Source organism: Dactylosporangium siamense (assembly GCF_016862795.1).
Taxonomy (GTDB): Bacteria; Actinomycetota; Actinomycetes; order Mycobacteriales; family Micromonosporaceae; genus Dactylosporangium; species Dactylosporangium siamense.
The window spans coordinates 1-11,377 of the sequence record NZ_BONQ01000140.1; the positions used below are offsets into that span (position 1 = coordinate 1).

Below are 11,377 nucleotides of genomic sequence, written 5' to 3' on the forward strand. Positions count from 1 at the left end.
CGCCCCGCGGCCGCCCGGACGACCCATCCACGACTTCGATCACGGCCGAGTCGATCCAAGCCGCCCCGGAGCGGCCAATCCACGACCTCGATCACGAGTGGCGGTGATCGAAGTCGGCCGTGGTCGCCCCGGACGGGCGGGGCCGCGCCTTCGATCAGTGCCAACCGTGATCGAAGTCGTAGGTTGGTCGCCCTGGATGGCTTCGACACCGCTCGGCCTCAACACCACGACAGCGAACAGCGGACCCGGGGAAGCCCCGGATCCGCTGTTCGATCGTGCAAGCGGGTCAGACGACGATCGAGACCATCCGGCCCTTGACCACGATGACCTTCTTCGGGGTCTTCCCGGCCAGTTGGGCGGCGACCTCGGCCAGGGCGGCCTCGCGCACCGCGTCCTCCCCCGCGTCGGCGGCGATCTCGAACGTGCCGCGCACCTTCCCGTTCACCTGCACCGGGTACTTCACCGAGTCCGCGACCAGAAACGCCTGGTCCGCGACCGGGAAGTCGGCGTACGCGATCGACGAGTCGTTGCCCAGCCGCTGCCACAGCTCCTCGGCCAGGTGCGGCGCGAACGGCGACACCATGCGCACCAGCGGGTCGACGACCTCGCGGGGGGCGCCGGCGGCGGAGATCTGGGTGACCCGGTTCGTCAGCTCGATCAGCTTCGCGATCGCCGTGTTGAACCGCATCTCCTCGATGTCGACGCGGACGCCGTCCACGACGCGGTGCAGCAGGCGGCGGGTCTCGTCGTCCAGCGCGGTGTCCACCACGCGGGTGGCGTCGGTCTGCTCGTCGACGACCAGGCGCCAGACGCGCTGCAGGAAGCGCTGCGCGCCGACGACCGCCCGGGTCTCCCACGGGCGGGACACGTCCAGGGGACCCATCGACATCTCGTACACGCGGAAGGTGTCGGCGCCGTACCGCTCGCACATCTCGTCGGGCGTGACGACGTTCTTCAGCGACTTGCCCATCTTGCCGTACTCGCGCTGCACCCGAGCGTCCTTGTAGTAGTACTGTCCGGGCGCGCGCTCCTCCACCTCCTCCGCCGGCACCGGGGTGCCCCGGTCGTCGCGGTAGGCGTAGGCCTGGATGTAGCCCTGGTTGAACAGCTTCCGGAAGGGCTCCTCGCTGCTGATGTAGCCCAGGTCGAACAGCACCTTGTGCCAGAACCGGGCGTACAGCAGGTGCAGCACCGCGTGCTCCACACCGCCGACGTACAGGTCCACGCCGCCGACGTCGCCGGGCTTCTGCGGGCCCATCCAATAGCGTTCGTTGTCAGCAGCCACCAGCTGGTCCTGGTTCGCCGGGTCCAGGTAGCGCAGCTCGTACCAGGACGAGCCGGCCCACTGGGGCATGACGTTGGTCTCGCGGGTGTACGGTTTCGGCCCGTCGCCCAGGTCCAGGGTGACCTCGACCCATTCCTTGGCCCGCGACAGCGGCGTCTCCGGGTCGCTGTCGGCGTCGTCAACGTCGAACGTCCGCGGCGAGAAGTCCTCCACCTCGGGCAGCTCGACGGGCAGCATCGACTCGGGCAGCGCGATCGGCAGGCCGGTCGCGTCGTAGACGATCGGGAACGGCTCGCCCCAGTACCGCTGGCGGCTGAACAGCCAGTCGCGCAGCCGGTACGTGATGGCGCCGACGCCGTGGCCGCGTTCCTCCAGCCAGTCGATGATCTTCGCCTTGGCCTCGGTGACGCCCAGGCCGTCCAGGAAGGCAGAGTTGATCGCCGGGCCGTCGCCGGTGAAGGCCTTGCCGTCGAAACCGTCGGTCGGCTGCACGGTGCGGATGATCGGCAGGTCGAAGACCTCGGCGAAGGCCCAGTCGCGCTCGTCCTGGCCCGGGACCGCCATGATCGCGCCGGTGCCGTAGCCGGCCAGCACGTAGTCGGCGATGAAGACCGGGATCCGCGAACCGTTGACCGGGTTGACGGCGTACGCGCCGATGAAGACGCCGGTCTTCTCCTTGGCGTCGGCCTGCCGCTCCACGTCGGACTTCCCCGCCGCGAACGCGCGGTAGGCGGCGACCGCGTCGGCCGGGGTGGCGTGCCCGCCGGTCCACCGCTCGTTCACGGAGGCGGGCCAGGCGGCCGGGATCAGCGAGGAGACCAGCTCGTGCTCCGGGGCCAGCACCATGTACGTGGCGCCGAACAGCGTGTCGGGCCGGGTGGTGAAGACCCGGATCGGCTCGTCGCCGTCGGTGGCGAAGTCGACGTGCGCGCCGCGGGACCGGCCGATCCAGTTGCGCTGCATGGTCTTGACCTTCTCCGGCCAGTCCAGCCGGTCCAGGTCGTCCAGCAGCCGGTCACCGTACGTGGTGATCCGCATCATCCACTGCCGCAGGCTGCGCTTGAACACGGGGAAGTTGCCCCGCTCGCTGCGCCCGTCGGGGGTGACCTCCTCGTTGGCCAGGACCGTGCCCAGGCCGGGGCACCAGTTGACCGGGGCCTCGGAGATGTACGCCAGCCGGTGGTCGTCGATGACCTCGCGCCGCTCGACCGGCGTCAGGTCCGCCCACGCGCGGCCGTCGGGCACGGCCCGCTCACCGGAGGCGAAGGCGGAGATCAGCTCCTCGATCGGCCGGGCCTTCTGCGAGTCCGCGTCGAACCACGAGTTGAAGATCTTCAGGAAGATCCACTGGGTCCAGCGGTAGAACTCGGTGTCGGTGGTGGCGACGCTACGGCGGTCGTCGTAGGCCAGTCCCAGCCGGCGCAGCTGGCCACGGTACCGCTCGACGTTGGCCTCGGTCGTGATCCGCGGGTGGGTGCCGGTCTGCACCGCGTACTGCTCGGCGGGCAGGCCGAACGCGTCGAACCCCATCGGGTGCAGGACGTTGTAGCCGGCCATGCGGAAGTACCGGGTGTAGCAGTCGGTGCCGATGTAGCCCAGCGGGTGACCGACGTGCAGCCCGGAGCCGGACGGGTACGGGAACATGTCCATCACGTACAGCTTCGGCGCGCCGGCACGCGGGTGGTTCGGGTCACTGAGCGGGCCGGTCGGGTTGGGCGCGTAGAAGGTGCTGTGCTCGGACCAGTAGTCCTGCCAGCATGCCTCGATGTCCGCCGCCATGCCCGCCGTGTATCGGTAGGGCGGGATGTCGACCGCTCCGTCGGTCACTGCCTCGCTCATGAGCTCTTCGCCGCCTTCGGTCTCGCCGGATGTCTCGGGATTCAACGTGGCCCGGCGTCATTGTCCGGGCATGAAAAAACCCCTCACGCAGGAGGGGTCGCCGTGCGGACGCAGTCAGTGCGTCAGCACGGCTCACTAAGAAGCCGGACAGCCCGTGTCATGTCTCGGAGTGTACCGCAGGGTGCCGCCGCGAACGCAGCGCGTTTCAGTCGGGGCGGCAGCGGGACGCGGCGCGGCCCGGTCGGGGGCGGGGGCAGGACGCGGCGCGGTCGGGGGCGGGGGCAGGACGCGGCGCGGGCTCAGTCGGGGGTGGCGACGGGGACGCCGCCGACGCACCTGACCTCGAACCGCAGCCGGACCCCGGCCAGGTTGAACTCCACCCGGGACTTGTCGCGGGCCCCGCCCTGCAGGGAGAGCAGGGTGGCCCCGGCGGCGGGCTCCGCGCCGGTGACGGTGACCTTGTTCCCGGTGCACACGGCGACGATCACGCCGCCGAGCGTGCCGAGCCGGACGGGGTTGCCGGCGGCCGGCGGTGCGGCCGGTGTCGCGGCCGGTGGGGTGCCTCCGGCCGGGCCGCCGTTGCCGTTGCCGTTGCCGCTGTTGCCCGTGCCGTTGCCGCCGCCGGTGCCGCCGTTGCCCGCACCGCTGTTGCCGGTGTTGCCGGGGCCGCCGCCCGGGCCGCCCGCGCCGGGTCCCGCACCTGGGGTGCCGCCGTCCACGGCCGGGAGCTGGGCATCGGTGGAGGTCGGGGTGTCGGACGGTGTGGCGCCGGGGTCGGTGGTGGCGGTGCCCGCCACGCCGGCGCCCGGGCCGCCTCGGGCCGCCTCGACCGAGGCCTGCGGGCCGCCGGTGGGCCGGTTGAGCGCGAACGTCACCAGTAGCGCCGCGACCGCGATCACCACAGCCAGCCCGGCGAGGACCCGGCGCCGGTCGCCGGCGTCGTCGCCGATCACGTCGGTGGCGCCCTCACCGGGCAGGCCGCCGGTGCGCACCACGCCGGTCGTGCCGTCGCCGGCCGGACCGCCGCCGGCCTCGGCCGCGAACCCGGCGAGCCCGAGAGGCCCGGCACCGGCCGCGGGCAGGAGGCCGGTCGTGCCGCCGGCGTCCCTGGAAGGTGAGGCGTCCGTGGAAGATGAGGCGTCCCTGGAAGATGAGGCGTGCCCGGAAGGCTCGGCGCCGGCCGGGCCGGAGCGGGCGACGACCAGGACCGTGGCATCGACGGGTGCCGTGGCATCGCTCGTGCTGTCCGCCGCCTCGGCGGCGTCGATCACGGGAGCCTGCGCTGGTCGTACCGAATCCAGCTCTTCCGCGCTTGGACGGGGTGACACGCCCGCCGCCGCGGCGAGGACGGCCGCCGCCTCCTCCGCGGAGGGTCGGGCCGCGGGTGCCTTGACCAGGCAGCGCATGCACAGGTCGCGGACCTGTGCCGGCACGCCGGGCAGGTCCGGCAGTGGCTCCGGCGCGACCGTGACGTGCGAGCGCAGCATCTGGGTGGTGGTCTCGCTGTCCCAGGGCAGCCGGCCGGTGAGGCACCGGTAGAGCAGCAGGCCGAACGCGTACACGTCGCTGGCGGGCACCGCGTCGTCGCCGACGAGCCGCTCCGGGGCGAGGTAGGCGGGGGTGCCGAGGACGAGTCCGTCGGCGTCCAGTCCGCTGCCCGCGTCGCCGGGGATGCCGACGATGCCGAAGTCGACGAGCTTGGCGGCGCCCGGGGTGAGCACGACGTTGGCCGGTTTGACGTCGCGGTGCACGAACCGCTCGGCGTGCGCGGCGGCGAGCCCCGCGGCGACCTCGGCGCAGACCCGGATGGCGGCGGCGGGGCGCAGCGGGCCGGCCGTGAGCCGCTCCGCCAGGGTGGGCCCGCGCAGCAGTTCCATGACGACGAACGGGTGGCCCTCGGCGGTTTCCCCGTAGTCGTAGACATTGGTGACATTTGGGTGCGAAAGGCTTGCGGCGGCGCGGGCCTCGACCCGGATCCGGCGGCGCCAGTCGGCGTCGGCGGCGAACGTGCCGGCGAGGACCTTGACCGCGACGGACCGGCCGAGGACCTCGTCGCGGGCGCGCCACACCACCGACATGCCGCCCTCGCCGAGACGGTCGCCCAGGCGGTAGCGACCGTTGAGGAGCTGCCCCTCGTCCACGGCCTCAGTCTGCCGCAATCACGGCCGGCCGCATCTCGGCAGATCCGTTTGTTGGACATTTGCGGGGGTACGTGCGGCTCGCCGCCGGCCCGCCGGAAAAACGTGGCGGACAGTCACGGCCGTGATGTCCGCAATGACGGTTTCCGGTGCGGCGCGGCGCTCATTCCCCGGCTAGCCTGAGGGGATACAGACGGCTCGGCTTGCCAACCTTTTCGTGCAACCGGGCGGTTCACCTACGGGTCTTACACCTAACGGTGGCCACAGCAGGACACGAGGAGGCCAGTTGACCAGGCACCGCACGTTCGAGGAGCTCGGGGCGCCGCTACCCAGTCCGGAGTTCCGCGCCGCGACCGATGCGATCGTCGCCAACATCGAGCAGGTGATCGAGGGCAAGACCGCCACTGTGCGGCTCGCGCTCGCCGTGCTGCTCGCTGAGGGCCACCTCCTCATCGAGGACGTTCCCGGCGTCGGCAAGACCAAACTCGCCAAGGCACTGGCGAAGTCGATCGACTGTTCGGTCCGGCGCATCCAGTTCACCCCGGATCTGCTGCCCAGCGACGTCACCGGCGTCAGCGTCTACAACCAGGAGACGCGCGACTTCGAGTTCAAGCCGGGCGCGGTGTTCGCGAACATCGTCGTCGGCGACGAGATCAACCGTGCCTCGCCCAAGACGCAGTCGGCGCTGCTGGAGAGCATGGAGGAGCGGCAGGTCACGGTCGACGGCGCGACCTATCCGCTGCAGATCCCGTTCATGGTCATCGCCACGCAGAACCCGATCGAGATGGAAGGCACCTATCCGCTGCCCGAGGCGCAGCGCGACCGGTTCACCGCCCGGATCGCGATGGGCTACCCGGACATGGGTGCCGAGCTGGCGATGCTCGACGTGCACGGCCGCCACGACGCGCTCGACGACATCCTGCCCGTCTCCGACGCCACCGCCGTCCGCCGGATGATCGCCACGGTCCGTGACGTGCACGTCGCCGACGCGGTGAAGCAGTATGCGGTCAACATCGTCACCGCCACCCGTGAGTCCGGCGAGCTGCGCCTGGGCTCCTCACCCCGCGCCACGCTGCAGCTGCTGCGCACCGCCCGCGCCGTCGCCGCCCTCGAAGGCCGCGAGTTCGTGCTTCCCGACGACCTGCAGGCCCTAGCCGTGCCGGTCCTCGCGCACCGGGTCATCCCGACCGCCGAGGCCCAGCTGTCCCGGCGCACCACCGACGCGATCATCGCCGAGCTGGTCCACCGCCTGCCGCTGCCGTCGGACCGGCAGCCGCGTTCGCCGTATGACACCCGCACCGCGCCGCCACGCGGTGGCCAGCAGCAGCAGTTCGGGGGTCGCTGAGCATGCGGGAGGCGCTGCGGGGGCTCACCACACGGGGCCGTAGTTTCCTGGCCGCCGCCGCAGCGGCCCTCATCGCGTCACTGATCCTCGGCGAGCGGGACCTGCTCCGGGTGGCGGTGCTGCTCGCGGCCCTGCCGCTGCTGTCGGCCGCCTACGTCGGGCGGACCCGCTACCGGCTGTCCTGCAGCCGCACCCTGGACCCGCACCGGGTCCAGGTCGGTGCCAGCGCCCGGGTCATCCTGCGCCTGCAGAACCTGTCCCGCCTGCCCACCGGCACGATGCTGCTCGAGGACCGGCTGCCGTATGCGCTGGGCAGCCGCCCCCGCCTGGTGCTGGAGAAGCTCGGCGCGCACCAGGCCAGCTCCGTGGCCTACACGGTGCGCGCCGACGTCCGCGGCCGGTATGAGGTCGGTCCACTGGTCGTGCGGCTCACCGACCCGTTCGGGCTGTGCGAGCTGACCCGGGCGTTCCCGTCGGTGGACCGGCTCACCGTCATCCCGCAGGTGGTGCCGCTGCCGTCGGTGCGCCTGGCCGGCGAGTTCGCCGGTTCCGGCGAGAGCCGGGCCCGGTCCGTGGCCGTGCACGGCGAGGACGACGCCGCGACCCGGGAGTACCGCTACGGCGACGACCTGCGCCGCGTCCACTGGCGCTCCACGGCCCGCACCGGCGAGCTCATGGTCCGCCGTGAGGAGCAGCCGTGGGAGAGCCGGGCGACGGTCGTGCTGGACACCCGCTCCACCGCGCACCGCGGTGAGGGCCCGACCGCCAGCTTCGAATGGGCGGTCTCGGCCGCCGCCAGCGTCGCGGTCCACCTGCGGCACGCCGGCTACAAGATGCGCCTGGTCACCGATGCCGGTGTCGACGTCGACGCGACGGAGATCGACGGCGACGGCCCCCTGCTGGACCAGCTCGCCGATGTGCGGCTGGCTCAACGCGGCGACGTCGGCACGCTCATCGAGCGGGTTCGCCGCCGCAGCGACGGTGGCCTGATCATCGGCATCTTCGGGCTACTGTCCTCGGCGGAGGCGGAGCTCCTCGCCGGGTTCCGGACCAACAACGCCACCTGCGTCGCCCTGTTCATCGACTCCTCCACGTGGCTCAACCTGCCGACCGCGGCCCGCGAGGAGGCCGACAAGGCACACGGTGTCGCCTCCCTCGCGCTGCTGCGCAGCGGCTGGCGGGTCGTCGAGGTGCCGCACGGTGCGAAACTCCCCGCACTGTGGCCACAGGCCGGACGGGGGTCCCAGGGCTTCGCCTGGCGGGCCGCGTCGGCGGAGAGCGTCGCCGGAGGCGTGCGGTGAACCAGCGCAAGCACCTGACCCTGATCGCCGCCGGGGCCGCGTTCCTCTCGGCACTGCCGCTGTGGAACGTCTTCGAGAAGAGCACCTGGGCGATCCAGTCGTTCCTCGTCGTGGCCGCCATGTGCGGCGTGGCGCTGCTGGTCCGCAGCCTGCGGGCGCCCACCTGGGCGCCGACCGCGGCGATGGTCGGCGCCGGCCTGCTCGGGCTGACCTGGCTGAACTCGAGCTCGGAGGAGTATCTCGGGATCATCCCCTCCCCCGGCACGTTCAAGCACTTCGGCTCGCTGCTGAGCACCGCGTCGACGGAGATGAGCGAATACGCGACCCCGGTCGGCGACCGGCCCGGGTTCCTGTTCCTGGCGACCCTCGGCGTCGCGGTCGTCGCGCTCATCGTCGACCTGTTCGCCGTCGTGCTGCGCCGGCCCGCGCTCGCCGGCCTGCCGATGCTCGCGATCTACTCCGTGCCGGTCACCGTGACCACGGAGAGCACCAGCTGGATCCCGTTCGCGCTCGGCGCCGTCGGCTTCCTGTGGCTGCTGGTCACCGACAACGTCGACCGGGTCCGCCGGTTCGGCCGCCGCTTCACCGGCGACGGCCGCGACGTCGACCTGTGGGAGCCCTCGCCGCTGGCCGCCGCCGGCCAGCGGCTCGGCGCGCTCGGCATCCTGGCGACGCTGCTGGTGTTCCTCCCGTTCGCCATGCCGGCCGGCGTGATCGACTCGATCGGCGCGGGCGCGGGTGGCGGTGGCGGCGGGATCGGTCCCGGCGGCAAGAACGGCAAGCAGGTCAGCATGTTCGCCCTGCTGTCCGGGCAGCTGAACCGGGACAAGGCCGTCGACATGGTCAAGGTGACCAACGTCAGCAACGACCCCAACCCGTACTACCTGCGCTTCAACGTCCTCGAGGAGCTCACCAGCCGCGGCTTCAACGCCAAGCCGATCACCGGCGGCAAGCCCGTCGGCTCCGGCCTGCCCGCACCCGGCTGGGACCCCTCGGTCAAGACCACCACCCAGAAGGCCAGCATCGAGATCAGCAACGAGCTGGCGATCTACTTCCTGCCGATCTACACCTGGCCGACGAAGCTCGAGAAGATCGACAACAACTGGTCGTTCGACCCCAGCACCACGGTCGTGTTCTCCAGCAAGCAGACCACCGCGAAGAAGAAGTACACGGTCGAGTACACCCGGGCCGAGATCACCCCCGACGACCTGCGCAAGGCTCCCGCCGTCAAGGACACCGACGCGGCGCTGCGCGGCATGATGACCGCGCCGGCCAACAACGTGGTCAAGGAGAAGGTCGCCGAGCTCACCAAGGGCCAGACCACCCAGTACGACAAGGTCAAGTCGATCTACGAGTACTTCACGCAGGCCAACGGCTTCGTCTACGACACCAGCACCGGCGGCGACAGCAGCGGCACCAGCATCGCCGACTTCCTGAAGAACAAGCGCGGCTACTGCGCCCAGTACGCGGCCGCCTTCGGCTGGCTGCTGCGCGAGGCGAAGATCCCGTCGCGCGTCGCGTTCGGCTTCGCCCGCGGCGGGACCCGCCAGGGCCAGACCATGACGCTGACCAACTTCAACCTGCACGCCTGGACCGAGGTGTACTTCCAGGGCTACGGCTGGCTCCCCTTCGACGCCACCCCGTCCCAGGCGATCGGCGGTTCGGTCGCCACGTCGTACCTGCCCAGCGCGGCCAACGACACCATCGACCCGGCCGACGAGAACCTGCGCAACCGTCCCAACGGCAACCCGTCCAGCAGCGCCGGCCCGGGCGCCGTCAGCGACCCCGGCAACAACCCGGGCGACACCGGCGGCGTCGGCGGCTCGGTCAACGGCGCCTCGCTGCTGAAGTCGCTCGCCGTGGCCGGCGGCTGGTCCCTCGGCGGCCTGCTCCTCGTCGCCCTGCTGCTGTCACCGGCACTCGTCCGCGGCCGGACCCGACGCACCCGCCTGCAGTCCGCGGCCGGCCCCGGCCCCGGGCCCGGCCCGAGCCTGGACAAGGCCGAACCAGGCGTCATGGTCCTCGTCGCCAACGACCAGGCGGCCCGCTCCCAGGCCCACCACGCCTGGGACGAGCTCGTCGACACGATGGTCGACTACAACGTCCCGACCGACGACGCCGAAACCCCACGAGCGACCGTCACCCGCCTGGTCACCAAGGAACGCCTCCGCGACCGGGCCGAGCAGGGCGTCCGCCTTCTCAGCACGGTCGAGGAGCACGCCCGGTACGCCCGCAACCCGCTCACCGGCGGCCAACTGCGGTCCGCGGTCGACGACGTCCGCGCGGCGTTCGCCGCCCGGGCCAGCCGCAAGACCCGCGTCCTGGCGGTCATCCTGCCCCCGTCCGTCCTGCGCCGCTGGCGCGCCTCCACCTCCCAACACTCGAGCGCCGCCTCCCTGCGCCTGGGCCAGGGCTGGGACAAGCTCATGCGAGCCATCAGCGTGCGGCGTGTCGTCGCCCGCCGAGCCGACCGCTAACCGCCTCCAGCCCCGCCCGTGTTCAGGGCGGGGCTGAAGGTCAGCGGCTCTCGACCTCACCCATGATCCGGTCGAGTTCGTGCACCCCTGGCTGCCCGATCTCTTCCGGATCATGAGATTCGGCCACGGGCGGGTCCATCTGCCGCGGTGGTGATGCGCTGCCGTGCCGGGTTCACAGATCGAGGTCGCCGGGTCGCGGCCGCTGCAGGTGATGTGCGGCTGTGCTGGCCTGCACGCTCCAGGCAGCCGCGGTTGCGGAGTGATCGCGGGCCCGCGCTTCCTGAAGGACTCGCTTCGCCCGCGCCGCCGTTTCCGTGCTGTGGCCCATGTGCGCGGTCGCGGTGCGCGCTCACGGCTGGATCGAAGTCGTCCCGTGCCCGTCCGTCCGGACCGCCGGTCCACGACGTCGATCTGTGCAGGGTCTTGTCCAGCGGATGATGGCGCAACAAGCCGAACGATTTCCGGCGCCGGGCGCCCGGGGATCCTTCGGCTTGTCGAAAATCCGGCAACGCCCCCTGCATGCCCGGCGCTGTCGAGGCCCTGATCAGCCACTTCGCCCGCCGTTCGCACCGGCTGCGGATCTTCCTGGTGATCGAAGTCGCGGGCTGGCTGCCCCCACAGCCGGTGCACGACTTCGATCACGCCTGACCGACCGCCCGTTCGACCGCCCGTTGCCGGCGTCGGCCGAAGGGCCCGGGCCGGGACGTCGCGCAGACGTTCGTCAGAAAACGTGAAGGGGTGAAGGCGTGTGAGCACCTCCTGCGCTTCGCGCCGTCACCGAGACGCGGCAGCGGATGCGAGGCGGCGAGGGGCCAAAGCACCTCGGGATGGCAATCGCAGGTAGCCAAGCCGGACGGCCGAGGAGTGGCGGACGGCCGAGGAGCGGCGGACGGCCGAGGAGCGGCGGACGACCGAGGAGCGGCGGACGACCGAGGAGCGGCGGACGACCGAGGAGCGGCGGACGACCGAGGAGCGGCGGACGACCGAGGAGC

At 71.8% G+C, this 11,377-nt stretch carries 6 protein-coding genes; 4 read left to right on the top strand and 2 right to left on the bottom strand.

Annotation, left to right across the window (positions count from 1 at the left end; translation table 11 throughout):
- Positions 1-286: 286 nt before the first annotated feature.
- Together leuS and Dsi01nite_RS57860 are read right to left on the bottom strand one after the other, a co-directional pair.
- Positions 287-3,124, bottom strand: a complete 2,838-nt coding sequence (gene leuS, locus Dsi01nite_RS44505) for a leucine--tRNA ligase (RefSeq protein WP_203852500.1) — start codon at positions 3,122-3,124, stop codon at positions 287-289.
- Between the two features lie 299 nt (positions 3,125-3,423).
- Positions 3,424-5,265 (bottom strand): serine/threonine-protein kinase, encoded by a 1,842-nt coding sequence (locus Dsi01nite_RS57860; RefSeq protein WP_239136637.1) that lies wholly within the window; start codon positions 5,263-5,265, stop codon positions 3,424-3,426.
- 283 nt (positions 5,266-5,548) lie between these two features.
- Between Dsi01nite_RS57860 and Dsi01nite_RS44515 the strand changes: the two genes are divergently transcribed.
- The 4 genes from Dsi01nite_RS44515 to Dsi01nite_RS58550 all read left to right on the top strand — a co-directional run bounded on the left by Dsi01nite_RS44515 (position 5,549) and on the right by Dsi01nite_RS58550 (position 11,033).
- Positions 5,549-6,607, top strand: coding sequence for an AAA family ATPase (locus tag Dsi01nite_RS44515; protein WP_203852501.1), 1,059 nt, complete (start codon positions 5,549-5,551; stop codon positions 6,605-6,607).
- Between the two features lie 2 nt (positions 6,608-6,609).
- Positions 6,610-7,908 (top strand): DUF58 domain-containing protein, encoded by a 1,299-nt coding sequence (locus Dsi01nite_RS44520; protein WP_203852502.1) that lies wholly within the window; start codon positions 6,610-6,612, stop codon positions 7,906-7,908.
- On the top strand, positions 7,905-10,385 hold the full coding sequence (locus tag Dsi01nite_RS44525) for a transglutaminase TgpA family protein (RefSeq protein WP_203852503.1): 2,481 nt from the start codon (positions 7,905-7,907) through the stop codon (positions 10,383-10,385). The genes Dsi01nite_RS44520 and Dsi01nite_RS44525 overlap by 4 nt, the downstream gene beginning before the upstream one ends.
- Positions 10,386-10,904: 519 nt before the next feature.
- Positions 10,905-11,033 (top strand): hypothetical protein, encoded by a 129-nt coding sequence (locus Dsi01nite_RS58550; protein WP_275423464.1) that lies wholly within the window; start codon positions 10,905-10,907, stop codon positions 11,031-11,033.
- The last annotated feature ends 344 nt before the right edge of the window (positions 11,034-11,377 follow it).

Excerpts from the sequence above, each read along its gene's own strand:
- leuS (WP_203852500.1), bottom strand. The coding sequence starts at position 3,124 with ATGAGCGAGGCAGTGACCGACGGAGCGGTCGACATCCCGCCCTACCGA.
- Dsi01nite_RS44520 (WP_203852502.1), top strand. The coding sequence starts at position 6,610 with ATGCGGGAGGCGCTGCGGGGGCTCACCACACGGGGCCGTAGTTTCCTG.
- Dsi01nite_RS58550 (WP_275423464.1), top strand. The coding sequence starts at position 10,905 with ATGCCCGGCGCTGTCGAGGCCCTGATCAGCCACTTCGCCCGCCGTTCG.